Below are 16,818 nucleotides of genomic sequence, written 5' to 3'. Positions count from 1 at the left end.
AAGGCAAAGTGTGGGTGAAAAGTCTAAATCTATCAGCGCTATTATCAGCCAAGGTTATGCGCCACCAGAACAATACACTACTCGTGGCAAACAAGGGCCATATACCGACATCTATGCCATTGGCGCCGTCATGTATTATTTAGTTACCGGAGAAAAGCCAGTAGATAGTACCGACAGACAACATGATATTATTGATGAGCAACCTGATCCGCTAACACCTATTGAACAAAGTAGAGGCTACAGTGAGTCACTTGTAAACGCTATAACTAAAGCGATGATGTTACGGGCAGCAAGTAGGCCACAACATGTTAATGAATTACAAGCCCTTTTAAAGGGGGAAGCTAAAGAGAAATCGGTTAAATCAAGCTCTAGTATTGATGAAGACAAAACTCAAAAAATATCAAGAAAACAGCTTGATGAAGTTTCAGTTAAACATGAACAAGTAAGCACTGAAACCAGTCATACAAAATCAGAAAAATCGAAAAAACTTCCGATAATTTTTTTTATTGTTGCAAGTGCATTAGCAGGCTTAGGGTATTTTTTATATTCAGAACATCAACAAAAGTTGGCAGAAGAGCAAGCAGAAAAATTAGCTCAACAATTAGCCCAAGAACAAGCCTTAGCACTGAAAAAACAGCAAGCGATCGAATCAGGTAAAAAACTCTCGGCAATTTGTGTCGCTTGTCATGGGGATAAAGGTATTTCTAATTTGCCAGAACTTTACCCTAGCTTGGCGGGTTTATCAAAAGACTATACTTACCAACAGTTACTCGCTTATAAAAATGGTTCAATTGCTGAGCCCATTATGCAAGGTATGGTTGTTGGTTTAACAGAAAAAGAATTAGAAGATCTTGCCTATTATTTTGAAAGCGTTAAAAAACTAACTCCAGCGCAGCAAACCGCACAAATTGAAACGTTTAAAGCACAAAAGCTTATTAAACAAGAAGAGTCAGCTTGGAAAGCAGCTAAAAAATTAAATGATATAGAGGCTTACCAGTCTTTTTTGAACAAATGGCCTAATGGTCAGTTTGTTGATGAGGCAAATCAAGCGATAAATCAGCTAGAAGAAAAAGCGTTAATTGAGCAGCAGCGTTTAGCACGTAATAAACAAGCCGCAATGGCCAAAGAGCAAGAACGTGTTCGTCTTGAAACTATGGCAAAGCAAGCTAAGCGTAAGCAAGATATAGAAACAGCACAACAACACCTGAATACTTTGGGGTATCAAGCACCGAATCATGGCACGTTAGATATTAGGACTGTTAAAGCCATTGAAGCATTTGAAACCAAACAAGGCATGATAGTTACTGGGGAAGTGGATAACTTATTATTGTCAAATTTATCAGCAGCAGTTCAGCAGTATAAGAAAGCAGAAGAGCAAAAAATAGCGCAAGAAAAGTTAGCAAAAGAAAAATCAGCGAGTTTAGCTAAAGCGAAAAAAGCCAATCAGTTATCAGAGCATCAAATGTATGATAAAGCGATTAATATTATCCTTAAAGATAGAAACTATGATGAAGGTATAGTTGCCCTAAATGATTTTCTGTCGGTTTATTCAGATAAAAGCTCTAGCTATGTGGCAAACGCAAATTATTGGTTAGGGCAGCTTTATTATAATAAGGCCGATTTTAGATTAGCTGAGCAACATTTTAGTACTGTCATAAACGAGTTCCCAAGCTCTACTAAACGAGGCGATAGTTATCTTAAATTAGGTATGGTGTATGAAAAACGGCAGCAATTTTCAAAAGCAAGAGCCTCTTATAACACTGTTATCAGGTCTTACAGTGATAGCTCTGCGGCTAAATTAGCAAAAAATCGTTTAGCACAAATTGAAAATACACCAGACTTAGCCAACAGTAAAAATGTAATAGCAGGGGATATTGCCAAAGGTAAAAGTAAGTCTGCCATGTGTGCTGCCTGTCATGGAGCTAACGGTATATCATTAATAAAGTTATATCCCAGCTTAGCGGGATTAGATGGCAATTATATATTTACTCAGCTTAAAAACTATAAAAGTGGTGCACGTAAAGACCCTGTTATGCAACCCATGGCTATACCTTTATCTGAGCAAGATATGAAAAACCTTGCGGCATATTATGAGAGTTTGCCAAGCAAATAGTCAGAAATATTGATAATGATAACAAGGCTCATTTATAATTTATTGTACGTGGCAGCTTTTTTAAAAGAAAAATAACGATAAAAGATAGTGGTATTAAACAAGTGAATAAGATGAATAAAATAATTATTAGTATATGTTTAGTTAGTCTTTTAATTACCAGGGCAGTATCTGCTAACTGTAATGTTAAAACAAATATCCAGCTATCTGACGATCATGTTGAGCGACTTTATCAACTACAAGACGCCGTAGATGATTGCGAAGACTTATCAACCTTAATGCCATTAATAACTGAACTTGTTGAACAAGATAAATTTAAACAGGCACAGACCTACCTTGATATAACGAATGATTATATTACAACAAAACCACAAGCTGCGAAGGTTCGCTTACTCAAAGCTAACTTTTATTTAGCGCAAGATAACGTGTGTAAAGTGCAAAAGTTAATACATTCAGCAAGTGCTAAAAAGTTACCCATCTCTGAAGTGGAAATTGCCTTAAATAACTATCAGCAACTTCATGGCGTCAATAGTAAAGCATTAAACTGCATGTTATCGTCAACTCGCTCACTTGCCAGTGCAAGAGGGTTAAAACGCACCCAAAGTATTAATATGGCGATAGCATTTTCGACCAATAGTGCTGAGTTGACACCAGCGGGTAAAGCGCAAGTGGAGCAACTGGCGAAATCATTAACCAGCCTGAAACTTAAAAAATATAAAATCAACTTTGTTGGTCATACTGATTTACGTGGTATGGAAAGTTATAATATGAAGCTATCACAACAAAGAGCAAAGTCTGTATATCAAGAAGTTGTGTTTCACCAGCCTGCATTAACAGGTGAAATTAACTTTTATGGTAAAGGTGAAACAGAGCCTAAGATGACAATACAAACTGAGCAGGCACATCAATTGAACCGACGTGTCGAAGTGTTTTTAAGTAAAGAATAGACTCATTCAATAGTAATAATAAAAAGTAGGGTAAACACGTGCAAGAATTGGATTCATCACTCGCTATTGGCAGTCACGTTGGTGATTATCGCATTGTTGATATCTTAGGTGCAGGTGGTTTTGGTATCACTTATAAAGCTGAAGATACCATCATGCACCGTATGGTGGCGTTAAAAGAGTTTTTACCACAAGAATTAGCCGGTAGAAGTCACGATGCATCAACCGTTATCCCTAAAACCAATTGTTCTGATGATTATAATTATGGTCTAGACAAATTCCTCATCGAAGCACGTACTCTCGCAAAATTCAATCATCCTAATATCGTTAAAGCCTACACCTTAGTACAAGCTAATGGTACAGCGTATCTAGTGATGGAATATGTTGAAGGTGAAGCACTGGATGAACACCTGAAAAAAATCCATTTTAATGGTGGTATGGCTGAAACTCGTATTCGTGAAATTATTGAGCCCGTATTAAAAGGGCTTGCTGAAGTTCACAAAGCAGGCCTATTACATCGAGACATAAAACCTGGCAACATTTACCTGCAAAGTTCAAGTGATGAACATGGTAATAACCCTATGCTCATTGACTTTGGTGCCGCAAGGCAAAGTGTTGGTGAAAAGTCTAAGTCTATTAGTGCCATTATCAGCCAAGGTTATGCGCCACCTGAGCAATATACTTCACGTGGTAAACAAGGCCCATACACAGATATTTATGCAATTGGCGCTGTTATGTACTACTTAGCAACCGGTATTAAGCCGGTAGAAAGTACCGACAGACAGCACGACATTATGGAAGGTGAGGCAGACCCTTTAAAGCCGATCGAGCTTGAGCAATATAGCCAATCGCTTAAACAAGCCATTAGCCAAGCTATGGTGCTAATTGTTAAAAACCGTTGTCAAAACGTTGAGCAATTACAAAAACTATTAGCAGGAGAGGTTGTTTCCTCTGTTGAAAATGCAGCTATTGATGATGACGCTACCCGTAAAGTAGAAGCCGTTACTCGTCAAGTAAGTAAAGAGCCTACGCCTGCGAAAACAGAGCAAGCGTCTGAGCAAAAAGCTAGTGAAACACCTACAAAGAGCGGCTCAGCTAAAACTCTCATTGTTATCATTATAGCTGCGCTGTTAGGTACTGGCGGTTATTTTGGTTTTGCTGAATATCAAAAAGAACAAGCACGTATTCAAGCAAGAGATGAAAAAGCGGCTCAACAAAAAATTGAACAGCAGCGTATAGCTGAGCTAAAAAATATAATATTAACAGTGCAGCAAGGGTTAAGAGAGCTAGGCTTTCAATCTCCGGCAAACGGAGAGCTTGATGTTCGCACTCAAAAAGCTATTGAAGCCTTTGAAAAGCAACAAGGCATGTTAGAAACAGGCGCCGTTGATGATATTTTATTGTCAAGCTTGAATAAAGCCTTATCTGAGCAAAGAGCAAAGCAATTGGCGGCTAAAAAAGCCAAGGAGAAAGCTGATAGGTTAGCCAAAGAAAAGGCTGAGCGACTAGCCAAAGAGAAAGCAGAGCGGTTAGCTAAAGAAAAGGCTGAACGACTAGCAAAAGAGAAAGCAGATCGGTTAGCTAAAGAAAGGGCTAATAGACTAGCAAAAGAGAAAGCGGAACGATTAGCCAAGGAAAAAGCAGACCGACTAGCCAAGGAACAAGCTGAACGTGATCGTTTGGCAAAAATAGAAGCCACTAAAGTAAAACTTGAAATTAACATTCAGCCAAGTCAGGCAAATATTGAACTGATAGATTTAGAAGTAGGTACGTCATTAGTTTATAAAAAAGGCATGTCGTTATTACCCCGTTTTTATAAAGTAATTGCGAATAAAGCAGGTTATAAACAGCGTGAGTTGAGTTTAGATTTAACCCAAGTTAATACAAAAACTAAAAGCTTAGAGGTTAAACTAGAACAAGATAAAACAACTATGGCCCTGCCTATTTTAAATAAAGGTGATTACTGGAAATATAAAGTGTCTGGCACTTATGAATCTGACCTAACCACTTTGGTTGTAGGGGAAGATAGCTATAAAGGCAAGCCAGCTTATGTTATAGAAAATGAAGTTTTTCTTCCTATTTCTGAGGGATTACGAACAGAAATAGGTTTAGAGTCTTTATCAAAAACGTCCGAGGTTAATACCCAAGATAATACTTATACAACTCGTACCAGAATGTTACTTGAAAAAGAGACACTTGAAGCAGTATCAATGACTATTGGGTATAACTCTGCTAGCCCAAATGAAATGGATTTAAATAGCCGTATTCTAAAGGGAACTAAATGGCCAATGAAAGTAGGTAATAAATGGGAAAGTAATAGCAATAATATGACAACTTATAACGAAGTTGTTGATGTGGAAGTTGTAACCGTTCCCGCCGGCGAGTTTTATTGCTTTAAAGTAGAGAGTACTACTGACGGTGATGGTTTTATATTGAAGCAAGTGATATGGTTCAATGTAGAAACTAAATACATGGTGAAACATAAAATCCATACGTCGTATACTGATAGTTCGTTGAATATTGATGATAGTCGAACTGTTACAGAATTAGCAGAATTTAAAGTAAGTTATTAATGTCGGTCTTTTAATTTGACTATTTAGCTTGTTTATTGAAGAGTATTTCACGGTAACTGGACTGAACTTTATTCGTGTACGTCGTAAATTCAAACACGAACTAGCCCTTTATGCGCTAAGTAAACTATTTAGTCTTTTCTAATTTATGTGTTAAATAGTTTACTAAGCGTTTTTAAGGCAAAGTCCATAAAGTATCGCATATAGTTACTGACCTATTGAAGAATCAAAGCCCTCGGGTTTTAACGCTAATACGGATTGGTTTAGTCGATATAAAATATTCTCTGCGGTATTGCCGATAAATAAGCCCTTTATACCAACCCTTGCTACGGTGCCCATCACAACTAATTCAGCATTTATTAGCTTTGTATATTGAGGCAGGCTTTCTTTCGGTAAACCATTAATTGATACCGACTCTACAGACACATATTCAAGCATTTCAGGGCTAATTGTGCTGTAAACGGCTTCCATAAAGGCAGCGAGGTTTAGTTTATGTTGCTGCTCAGCATTTTTCTGGTAAAGGTTAATGTCTTCTGTGTTCTTTTTAAGGTATTTCGCGTAGTTGAGTGCCTTGTCGTAGGGTGTTGACCATGCAGAGACAATCTTTAATTGGCTGCCTCGATTTGCTGCAATGGCTGCGGCTGCCTTAACAATGTTTATATTCAACTGCTCTCGAACGTTTTTTTCTGTTTCAGGGTAATTATTATCAACATCAACTGCTGCCACAATAGTTTGACTATCGCCTAACGATTTTGGTTTGATTAATAACACTGGGCAAGGGCATTGACGAAGGTACCCCATATCGTTACTACCAAAGAGTTTAGATAAAAAACCTTCATTTTCTGATGGTTTAATCAATAAATCAAAGCTGTCACTTTGAACCATTTTTACCACATCAATATAAGAGTTATTGAGTAAGGTTTCTTTTTTAATGCTTATTCTGTCGGCGTATTGCTCAATGATTCCATCACGCTCTTGCTCTTTCGTTTCAATAAATTCGTCGATATCATCCTGTGTAAAACCTAGAGAGTCGGGCAGAGTGTCATTGGTTAAAGTAAATAATACAGTTAATTTGGCTTGATTATTTTTGGCTACATCAACCGCTTTTTTTAGTGCTACAGCATTATCTACAGAGTCACTATAAATATAGAGGATATTGTTAATGTTCAACATATTACTTTTCCTTAAACTGTTAACCTAAATTGCTAATCTACTTGCCGTAAATATATACCTAGCGTAGCAATTAGTAGGCTGATTTCAATAGTTATACCAGACAATGTTGTGATCAATTGTTATTGAGCTTGAAATAATTCCTTTACGCGTTGGTTGCTTGATGGACTCCATGCTTGAGGCGCAGTAACTGCAACCCAACCATCAATATAACTTGCAGCAGAATAACTGTGCGCGTTGCCTCTAGGTACTTTATCAGCCATCGGCATATCAAATAAAACTTGGAAAAAAGTAATAAGTGGGAACCACTGAAAGTGTGAAGAAACATCATAAGCTCTTTCTCCTTTCATCCAATCAGGCTCTTTTCTAAATAAATTGGTTGAAAAATACACCATGGGATCACTAGCGTATTGTACGTAGACAAACCGCATTGGTCCCCAATGCCATTGTGGGTTGCTAAGGCTATTTTTTTGTGTGGTAAAACGCACTAAAGAACTGTCTTGTATAACAGGTAACCATTGAGGCGAATCATCATTGCGATATTTTGTTATATAAGGAGCTATGGTGCTAGGAAAAGGCGTGCCAACAAATAAAGCCCCTTGAATAGGATTATTGATAATAGTGGTTAAATTAATAGAGGTTTCTGCCCCGTATGCACCCAAGCTCAGACCAAAAAGATATAAATCTGGGCGTGTAGTTTTATCAAGTTGTGACCAATATTGATGAACCTTTTGATATAAAGCAGTAGCAGACAGCTTGGCACTTGTTGGATCAACAAGTAGTGTTAGCCAACTTGGCAAGTAGGAATATTGCATGGCAACAATAGCGGTATTACCTTTGTGGATATATTCAAATGTATCCATAGCAGAAGGGTCTAACCAGCCAGTTCCCGTTGGTGTGGCAATTACCAGTTTGTCCCGCTTAAAAGCGTTAACTCGAATTAACTCTTGTAGCGCTAATTCTGCCCTTTGCTCTGGCGTTTCTCTTGAGCGTAAACCCACGTAAACTCGAAGAGGTTGTTGGCTTTCTTGTTGCCAAAAATTTTCTATCGCTGACTGTTTAGAAGTTTGCGTAATAAACTCTTGTCCTGTTCGTCCTATTTTTTGCCAAGAAATAAGTGATGATGAACTACCAGACGCACTGGTAAGTGTCGGCACTGGTATGTCACTTTCAATATTTTCATCAAGTAGCAAATAGGTATTATCTAAAGCATCGACAAATTTTGTAATCAGTAACGAGTTAGTGAGAAAAAATACTAAAGTTGCTACTAACGAAAAACTTAAAATATTAGCAACACGTTGAGGAATTAACGTTTTTAATCGCGTTTTAATTCTGAGGAAAATAACTTTAATGCCATTAGCTAAAAGCAAAAGCATGAGCGCCATTGTGATAGATATAAAGCTCATATAGAGTGTTAAACTAGGTTTAATAGCTTCTAATCCCATAAGGCTTCTCAATTCATTTTGCCATTGAGCTGAATAAAACACCGAGTAAAGGCAAAGAGAAAAACTAAGTATGCTCAATGATAACTTAATGATAAACAGAGGGCGGTTGTTAAGTACAGGAAGCTTTAAATAATCCCAAAGCCACCTTATTAAAACCCCTAAACCATAGCCGATAGCCAGTAATATCCCTGAAAGTATGCCTTGTAAAATATATGGCCTAGGGACGAGCGAAGGGGAAAGTGAAAAGGAAAAAAATAATGCGGCTAATACAATACCGACATACGACAAAGAGGTTAAGTATGCGAGTACTCTATTTTTAAACGTCATTAAAAAACTTATTGTTAAAGAATTAATTAAGATAAAATATTATCAAAACCATTCATTTACACAATACAATTATTTATATGCTTTGTTATTTGTAATTACCTTTATTTAATTTACTTTATTTGAATTACCGATAATATGTAGCGTTTGCTTCCCTTATGTTAGTTTACTTAGGCTATAGCCGTATTTTGATAAAAGTACAGTTACAGCCCAGTATAGGATCTTATTAATGCTTTTCGACAGGGGATTTTATTTTACTTACCACCATTTTTTATGATTTCGCGCGCCATTTCATCTGCAATGATTCCGGTAGGTCTGTTAGTCTCTTCAGCCTTGGTAAAAATAGTCAGTAAAGTATCGTATATTTCTTCAACTTTTTTGGTCGCTTTGTCTGCACAATAATCCTCTTCAAAAGAAATATTAATGATACCACCTGCATTTATCACATAATCAGGGGCGTACAATATACCTTTATCTAGTAGGGCTTGATCATGTCGCGGCTCTGCTAATTGGTTGTTGGCACAGCCAGCAATTATTTTAGCTTTTAAGCGCTTTATGGTGTCATCATTTATGCTTGCCCCCAGGGCGCAAGGAGCATATACATCTGCCTCTTGATCATACAGTTCATCAAGGCCCACAATGGTGGCATTAAGCTCAGTAGCAGCTTTGTCTAGCGCGGCTTGGTTAATGTCAGAAACAATTAACTTTGCACCAGCTTGATATAAATACTCACATAAACCATAACCAACACTTCCTAGGCCTTGTACAGCTACTTTAAGGCCTGTTAAATCATCACGGTTCAGTTTATGCTTGACGCTGGCTTTTATACCTAAAAACGTTCCTAGAGCGGTAAATGGCCCAGGGTTCCCACTTTTACCCTCTGTGCCTGTAACAAAAGGTGTTACTGAATTAGCAATGGCAATATCATCAGTGGTTATATTGACATCTTCAGCACTTAAATAGCGACCGTTTAGATCATTTAACGCTTCACCAAACGCTTTAAAAAGTGCTTCAGATTTAATTGATTTAGCATCACCAATAATTACCGATTTACCGCCACCCATTTGTAAGCCAGCCATGGCATTTTTATAGGTCATACCTTTAGATAAACGTAACGCATCGACTAATGCTTCTTCATCACTTTGATAATCCCATAATCTACAACCGCCTACAGCAGGGCCTAGTTTTGTACTGTGAACGGCAATAATTGCTTTTAAACCCGATTTTTTATCACTACAAAAAACTACTTGCTCATGATCATCAAAATCAACCAAATCAAAAAAAGCCATGGTTTTGCTTCCTTATTTCTACACCGAATAAACTAATTTAAGAATTGAAGAAACCATATCATTTCAAATTTATGCAAACTAGCTTGTATGAATTAATTCTAGTAAAGCTAGACGGAGTAAGTGTTCAGATATAAGTACAGTGAAATGATAATGAAAAATAGTACTGTTTTGTTGTGAAGGATAAGTTTCAAAAATTTGTAGTGGTTAATGAGAGGTAAGCATGAGAGTTATCAAAATGGTACGGAAGGAGAGACTTGAACTCTCACGCTGCGAGGCACTGGAACCTACTTTTCCTAACATAAGCAGCGTGCCTACCAATTCAAGCACTTCGAATTTTAAATTATTAATGTTTAGAGATACTAGAAATTTATATATTGATATTTTAGGTGAACGAATATTAGTTTTGAAAAAATAGAGGTGTACAAGAGAGTTATCAAAATGCTACGGAAGGAGAGACTTGAACTCTCACGCCGCGAGGCACTGGAACCTACTTTACCTAACATAAGCAGCGTGTCTAGCAATTCCACCACTTCGCATTTTAAATTATTAGTGTTTAGAGATACTAGAAATTTATATAATTGAGGTGAACGGATATTAGTTTTGGAAAAATTCAGATGTACAAGAGAGTTATCAAAATGGTACGGAAGGAGAGACTTGAACTCTCACGCCGCGAGGCACTGGAACCTAAATCCAGCGTGTCTACCAATTCCACCACTTCCGCATTTTGATTTTCTTTATAAGAAAAGTGGCAGGGGTAAGAGGATTTGAACCTCTGAATGACGGGATCAAAACCCGCTGCCTTACCGCTTGGCTATACCCCTGCAGATAGTTGTAATTACATTGAAGACTTAACTTAAAATTCACACATAGGATAGATAAGAAAAGTGGCAGGGGTAAGAGGATTTGAACCTCTGAATGACGGGATCAAAACCCGCTGCCTTACCGCTTGGCTATACCCCTGCAATGTATTACTTAGTATATAAATGGTACGGAAGGAGAGACTTGAACTCTCACGCCGCGAGGCACTGGAACCTAAATCCAGCGTGTCTACCAATTCCACCACTTCCGCATTTATATACATCAAGTTTTTATAGAGACTTGAACTCTCATGCCGATCGGCACTGAAACCTGCTAATCCTATTAAAGGCAGCGTGTCTACCAGTTCCACTACTTCAGCACTATTTAAATCAAGATTTTAGAGAGACTTGAACTCTTATTGTTGAGAGAAGAATGGTGGCTACACCGGGATTTGAACCTGGGACCCCATCATTATGAGTGATGTGCTCTAACCAGCTGAGCTATGTAGCCTTTACATCTTGCCTCTCAGCAAGTGGCGCGTATTATGCAAATCTGCTTGCCTTACGTCAACCGTTTTTTGTGAAAAAAACTGACTTTTTATTTGTTTGGCTATTGCCTGTGCAATTTGCCTGCAAACTACACAAAAAAAATGCATACCTGACAGCTTTTTGTGTGTGTATGCATTTTTATATTAGTTTTAAAAAGGTTAGCCCTTTTTATGTTTTATCTTTTTGTTTTAAGTTTTTTAGTTAGCTGATTATACGTTAAAGCGGAAGTGTACTACGTCACCATCTTTAACAGGGTATTCTTTACCTTCTAAACGCCATTTACCCGCTTCTTTGGCCCCAGCTTCACCATTAAACTCAATGAAGTCATTAAAGGCAATAACTTCTGCGCGTATAAAGCCTTTTTCAAAGTCGGTATGAATAACACCTGCTGCTTGAGGAGCCGTTGCATTTTGTTTCACTGTCCATGCTCTCACTTCTTTAACACCAGCAGTAAAGTAAGTTTGTAAACTTAATAAACCATAACCTGAGTTGATTACTCGGTTAAGTCCTGGCTCTTCCAAGCCCATTTCTTCCATGAACTCATCTCTGTCTTCATCATCCATTTCAGAGAGCTCGCCTTCAATTTCAGCACAAACAGGTACAACTACTGCACCTTCTTTATCTGCAATGGCTTGTACTATGTCTAAATAAGGGTTGTTTTCAAAACCATCGTCGTTGACATTAGCAATGTACATGGTTGGTTTAATGGTTAAAAAGTTTAAGTAGGCAACTGCTGCTTTTTCTTCTTTAGTTAGCTCTAAAGAGCGCACCATATTACCATCTTCAACGTGCTTTAAAATTTTCTCAAGTACGGGTAGTTCAAACTTAGCGTCTTTATCGCCACCTTTTGCGCGTTTAGTTTGACGTAGAATTGCTCGCTCAGCAGTATCCATATCGGCTAAAGCTAATTCTGTATTAATAACATCAATGTCTGCAGCAGGATCTATTTTATTAGCAACATGAATGATGTTGTCATTTTCAAAACAACGGACAACATGACCAATAGCATCTGTTTCACGGATATTCGCTAAAAATTTATTACCTAAACCTTCACCTTTTGATGCACCAGCAACTAGGCCAGCAATATCAACAAATTCCATGGTGGTAGCAATAACACGCTCAGGTTTTACAATTTCGGTAAGTTGGTCCAATCTTGGATCTGGTACAGGTACTACGCCAGTATTTGGCTCTATGGTACAAAAAGGAAAGTTAGCAGCTTCAATGCCAGCTTTAGTAAGTGCATTAAAAAGGGTTGATTTACCGACGTTGGGTAGGCCAACGATACCACATTTAAATCCCATGATTGATACCTATTAAATTTGTTAATGTTAACTCAGGACTGAACCTTCGTATAATTTTGGTGTTTTACTTACTTATCAATAATTATAAAACAGTCTTTTTATATTGCTTTAAAAGCATGCAAACGTTGTTGCGCTTTTTTTAAATCGTCTTGTTGCCAAATGTCGAAACAACGTGTTGCTTCGTCGATAGCTTGATCAATTAATGCTTGCTCGCTTTGTGGAGCTTTACCAAGTACATGGCCAGTGACTTTATCTCTATGACCAGGGTGGCCAATACCAATTCGCAATCGATAAAATTCTTTATTATTTGCCATGCGTGCAATAATGTCTTTTAAGCCATTATGTCCACCATGACCGCCACCTTTTTTAATTTTAACTACACCCGGCAACATATCTAATTCATCATGTGCGATTAGGATGTTATCAACATTAATACGGAAAAAGTTTGCAAGAGGAGCAACTGCTTGACCACTGCGATTCATAAATGTTGTTGGAATTAAAAGGTGAACTAGTTCGCCGCCAATAACCCCTTTACCATACAGGCCAGAGTATTTTTTTTCAGGACGGAGAGAAATATTGTTGCGTTGTGCTAGTTCTTCTACGAACCAAACACCTGCATTGTGACGTGTTCTTGTATATTCGGGGCCAGGATTACCTAGCCCCGCAATCAGTTTAATACTCATATTAAGTAATAATTATTAAACTGTTATTCAGCTGCTGGTTCTTCTTCAGTAGCTTCTTCACTATCGTCTTTGCTAGCTTTAGGAGCGTTAGCAGTAACAACAGCTTGATCATGGCTTTCACCTTTAGCTAATTCATCTGAAGTTACGCCTTTAGGGAAAGTAACGTCTGATAAATGTAGTGTTTGACCAACTTCTAGATCTGCTAAATCAATTTCGATAAATTCAGGTAAATCACTTGGTAAACAAGTAACAGCAATTTCAGTTACGTGATGAGCAATAGTAGCGCCAGACTTAGTAACTTTATCTTCATTGATGAAGTGTACAGGTACATTGTTGTGGATAGCGTGTTTTGCATCAATACGTAGGAAATCCATGTGCATGATAATGTTTTTGTACGGGTGACGTTGCATGTCTTTAATTAAACATTGAACAGCTTCTTTGCCAATGTTTAATGTTAATACGTGCGAGTAGAAAGCTTCTTCTTGTTGAGCACGTAAAACATTTTTGTGCTCTAAAGTTAAAGATACTGGCTCTTGGCCTTCACCGTAAAGGATTGCAGGAACTTTATTCGCGTGACGTAGGCGGCGGCTCGCACCTTTCCCTAAGTCTGTACGTACTTCTGCATCCAAAGTAAATAAATCAGTCATGATAAATACTCTTATATAATAAAATAAATTAATCTTGTTTTTTGCGACCAAAAACAAGGGTATACGCGCTTATTTACCTGAGCAAACGCGATATAAAGTGCGTTAGTAGATAAAAAAGGCGCGGCATAATAACACTAGCGGAAAAGTAAAGCTATTTAAAAGCGATAAAAAAAGCAGATATTGTTAAATATCTGCTTTTTGAAGTTCAGCAAGCCAAGCTTAATTGTATGAGCTTGGTTAACAAAATTTAGTTATCGAACATTGCTGAAATTGATTCTTCATTACATACGCGGCGAATAGCTTCGCTTAACATGCCACTTAAAGTTAATTGACGAACCATTTTAAGTTTTTGAATTTCTTTTGATAATGGAATTGAGTCTGTTACAACAACTTCATCAATTACTGATTTTTTAAGGTTTTCAGCTGCATTACCTGATAATACAGGGTGTGTTGCATAAGCAATAACACGTTTAGCACCATGGTCTTTTAATGCTTCAGCTGCTTTTGCTAATGTACCACCAGTATCAATCATGTCATCAACAATAATACAGTCACGACCTGCTACATCACCAATAATATGCATTACTTGAGCAACATTTGCTTTTGGACGACGTTTATCAATTATCGCAAGATCAGCATCATCTAATAATTTGGCAACAGCACGCGCACGAACAACACCACCAATATCAGGTGAAACCACTACAGGGTTGTCAAGTTCGCGGTTTTTCATGTCTTCTAATAAAATCGGTGTACCAAAAGCATTATCAACAGGAACATCGAAGAAGCCTTGAATTTGCTCTGCATGCAAATCAACGGTTAATACACGGTCAACACCAACACTTGATAAGAAATCAGCAACAACTTTTGCAGTAATTGGTACACGAGCACTACGTACACGTCTGTCTTGGCGAGCATAACCAAAGTAAGGAATAACAGCAGTAATTCTGCCTGCTGATGCACGACGAAATGCGTCGATCATCACTATTAATTCCATCAAGTTGTTATTAGTTGGAGCACAAGTTGATTGAACAATAAATACATCGCTACCACGAACGTTTTCATTGATTTCAAAGCTTATTTCACCATCGCTAAAACTGCCAATTTTGGCTTCACCTAAAGTGATATATAGGCGATTTGCAATTTGCTTGGCCAGTTCAGGGGTGGCATTACCCGCAAAAATCTTCATGTCAGGCACAGTCTGTTCCTCAGAAACATTTGACATTAATAGTAGTAACTGAATTTAACCATAATGTAACTTTAGTTTAATAGGTTAAGTTCAGCAAATTAGGTTGAACTTTTCAGTTGCTCAATCACTGAGCATAAAGGCGATTTATTGCACCCTTGTGCGACAAATGAGCGTGTTCCTTTCGGAAGTTTCGCCTGTAAATCGCACGCCTCTTTTTGACTGGAAAAACATGAAAAAATACATGCACCTGTTCCAGTCATTCTAGACGGCGCATATTCTACCAACCAAGCCAGTAGCTTGGCAACTTCAAAGTAGTGTTTTGTTACCATGGTTTGACAATCATTATGATATTTTTCGACTTTTGATGCAGTATTAATGAATAAATCGTCATCTTGGTAATCAAAAGAAAAGTTTTTGCTTAAGATTTTAGGCGTGTTTCTTGGTAAATCTTTTGAGGTAAAAACACTGGCAGTTGAAATGCTCACATCAGGCTTAGTGATTAAATACCAACGCTCTTTTGGCGCTACAGGGGTGAGCTTTTCACCAATACCCTGGGCGAAAGCGGCATAACCATGAACAAAAATAGGTACATCAGCACCAAGGGATAAGCCAAACTCAGCTAGTTCTTTATTTGTGAAATTCGTTTGCCATAAGGTGTTTAAGGCCACTAATATTGTTGCGGCATTGGATGAACCACCACCCAAACCGCCACCCATTGGCAGTACTTTTTCTATACTGATATCTGCACCTAGCGGTTCAGCTTGAAATCGGTTTTTTTCTTGTGCCTTTTTTTGGAGTAAAAGCGCGGCTTTAACGATTAAATTATCTTCGTTTTGCACCCCTTTAATAGGTGTCGACAACAGTATTTCTGGAGCTTGTGTGATAGATATTTCAATAGTGTCATTGTAATCAATAAACTGAAATAAAGTTTCTAATTCATGGTAACCATCTTGGCGCTGGCCAACAACATGTAAAAATAAATTCAATTTTGCAGGGGAAGGGAATTGCAATGTCTTGTTTAAATATTTATTCATTTAAAGTCCACTTAGTTACAGCAACTTTTATTAGTAAGTTATTTTTTTTGAACGTGAATTTTGTTGCCATAGGTATACCGTTAAATTGTCGGTAATTACCATAATCAATTTGCCATAAAACATTATTGTAAAAGCTAGACATGCTAAGAGGTAATTGTGTTGTAGTATCAAAGTTGATTGTATCGTTAGCATGATAAGGTAGACCTTTTAACCAAAAGCTAAGTGCCTTGGTAGGTAAAGTTAAACCGGTCAAGGAACTTATTAAGCCCACTAAATCTTTTGTCTGATATTCCTTACCATCAACTTGAAGTGTGTGTAGCTCTTGATTTGAATTCAACTTAAGAACATTTATGCCTAGATAACTGGTTAGGTTTAACTCTTGAGATTGTTGATTATCATCGACAACCCAAGTTATGGAGGCACTTTCACGTTTATCTTTGCTGTTAGGATATTTTTCGATAAATGCGATTTTACCGCGTAATTGCCAGCGATTTTTGTTTCCTAGTTGTTCGGCTCTTTGTTCAGGCGTTAAAGAAAGTGTATTTTCTTCTGAAGGCAAGGGCTTTGTAGCACAACCGGTAAATACTATAGTCGTTATTAAAAGTAAGGAATATAACGAGAAGTTTGATTTGGGCATGTAGAATTAAAATGTACATTGTATAGGTGGTTATTGGAACATAGCCACTTACTCAATTCAACTGTTGCCAATAAATTGCGGTTTGAATGTAAAAAATTATTTTGTAAAATAGCTTTTTTTATTTAGTGATTT

12 protein-coding genes and 7 tRNA genes are annotated in these 16,818 nt (G+C 37.5%); 3 read left to right on the top strand and 16 right to left on the bottom strand.

All coding sequences use genetic code 11. The features are described 5' to 3' along the window. The 3 genes from ybgF to AC27GZ_RS11690 all read left to right on the top strand — a co-directional run. On the top strand, positions 1–2,113 hold a 2,113-nt coding region (ybgF, locus tag AC27GZ_RS11700; RefSeq protein WP_487095249.1), incomplete at its 5' end, for a tol-pal system protein YbgF. A gap of 110 nt (positions 2,114–2,223) precedes the next feature. Then, positions 2,224–3,057 (top strand): OmpA family protein, encoded by an 834-nt coding sequence (locus AC27GZ_RS11695; protein WP_487095248.1) that lies wholly within the window; start codon positions 2,224–2,226, stop codon positions 3,055–3,057. Between the two features lie 38 nt (positions 3,058–3,095). Next, the gene (locus AC27GZ_RS11690) at positions 3,096–5,627 is read left to right on the top strand and encodes a protein kinase domain-containing protein (RefSeq protein WP_487095247.1); all 2,532 of its coding nucleotides are present in this window, start codon (positions 3,096–3,098) and stop codon (positions 5,625–5,627) included. 204 nt (positions 5,628–5,831) lie between these two features. Here the strand turns inward: AC27GZ_RS11690 and AC27GZ_RS11685 are convergent, their stop codons facing one another. From AC27GZ_RS11685 to lolB, 16 genes are all read right to left on the bottom strand, one after another. Then, a complete protein-coding gene (locus AC27GZ_RS11685; RefSeq protein ID WP_487095245.1) occupies positions 5,832–6,797 on the bottom strand; it encodes a universal stress protein in 966 nt (321 codons plus the stop codon). Between the two features lie 119 nt (positions 6,798–6,916). Further along, positions 6,917–8,566 carry an alpha/beta hydrolase gene (locus tag AC27GZ_RS11680; protein ID WP_487095243.1) on the bottom strand — a complete coding sequence of 550 codons (1,650 nt, stop codon included), beginning with the start codon at positions 8,564–8,566 and terminating at the stop codon, positions 6,917–6,919. 251 nt (positions 8,567–8,817) lie between these two features. Further along, a complete protein-coding gene (locus AC27GZ_RS11675; RefSeq protein WP_487095241.1) occupies positions 8,818–9,852 on the bottom strand; it encodes a Leu/Phe/Val dehydrogenase in 1,035 nt (344 codons plus the stop codon). Between the two features lie 236 nt (positions 9,853–10,088). Beyond that, positions 10,089–10,180 (bottom strand) — tRNA-OTHER (locus AC27GZ_RS11670). Between the two features lie 113 nt (positions 10,181–10,293). Continuing rightward, positions 10,294–10,388, bottom strand: a tRNA-OTHER gene (locus AC27GZ_RS11665). Positions 10,389–10,488: 100 nt separating this feature from the next. Continuing rightward, positions 10,489–10,573, bottom strand: a tRNA-Leu gene (locus tag AC27GZ_RS11660). A gap of 25 nt (positions 10,574–10,598) precedes the next feature. Then, positions 10,599–10,673 (bottom strand) — tRNA-Gln (locus AC27GZ_RS11655). A gap of 64 nt (positions 10,674–10,737) precedes the next feature. After that, positions 10,738–10,812, bottom strand: a tRNA-Gln gene (locus AC27GZ_RS11650). Between the two features lie 24 nt (positions 10,813–10,836). Next, a tRNA-Leu gene (locus AC27GZ_RS11645) sits at positions 10,837–10,921 on the bottom strand. Between the two features lie 162 nt (positions 10,922–11,083). Beyond that, a tRNA-Met gene (locus AC27GZ_RS11640) sits at positions 11,084–11,160 on the bottom strand. A 247-nt stretch (positions 11,161–11,407) separates the two neighbouring features. Continuing rightward, positions 11,408–12,499 carry a redox-regulated ATPase YchF gene (gene ychF, locus AC27GZ_RS11635; RefSeq protein ID WP_487095240.1) on the bottom strand — a complete coding sequence of 364 codons (1,092 nt, stop codon included), beginning with the start codon at positions 12,497–12,499 and terminating at the stop codon, positions 11,408–11,410. 98 nt (positions 12,500–12,597) lie between these two features. Continuing rightward, complete coding sequence (gene pth / locus AC27GZ_RS11630; RefSeq protein WP_487095239.1) at positions 12,598–13,182, bottom strand: aminoacyl-tRNA hydrolase; 585 nt, start codon at positions 13,180–13,182, stop codon at positions 12,598–12,600. A 23-nt stretch (positions 13,183–13,205) separates the two neighbouring features. Beyond that, positions 13,206–13,829 (bottom strand): 50S ribosomal protein L25/general stress protein Ctc, encoded by a 624-nt coding sequence (locus AC27GZ_RS11625; protein WP_487095238.1) that lies wholly within the window; start codon positions 13,827–13,829, stop codon positions 13,206–13,208. Positions 13,830–14,076: 247 nt separating this feature from the next. After that, positions 14,077–15,024, bottom strand: coding sequence for a ribose-phosphate pyrophosphokinase (locus AC27GZ_RS11620; RefSeq protein ID WP_487095236.1), 948 nt, complete (start codon positions 15,022–15,024; stop codon positions 14,077–14,079). An 89-nt stretch (positions 15,025–15,113) separates the two neighbouring features. Beyond that, positions 15,114–16,049, bottom strand: coding sequence for a 4-(cytidine 5'-diphospho)-2-C-methyl-D-erythritol kinase (ispE, locus tag AC27GZ_RS11615; protein ID WP_487095235.1), 936 nt, complete (start codon positions 16,047–16,049; stop codon positions 15,114–15,116). Then, on the bottom strand, positions 16,042–16,686 hold the full coding sequence (gene lolB, locus AC27GZ_RS11610) for a lipoprotein insertase outer membrane protein LolB (RefSeq protein ID WP_487095234.1): 645 nt from the start codon (positions 16,684–16,686) through the stop codon (positions 16,042–16,044). The genes ispE and lolB overlap by 8 nt, the downstream gene beginning before the upstream one ends. Positions 16,687–16,818: the final 132 nt, after the last annotated feature.

The sequence above is a fragment of the Colwellia sp. SU-HH00943 genome (assembly GCF_057546125.1).
Note: the sequence above shows the minus strand (reverse complement) of the source record. Positions and strands in the feature narration are given on the sequence as shown.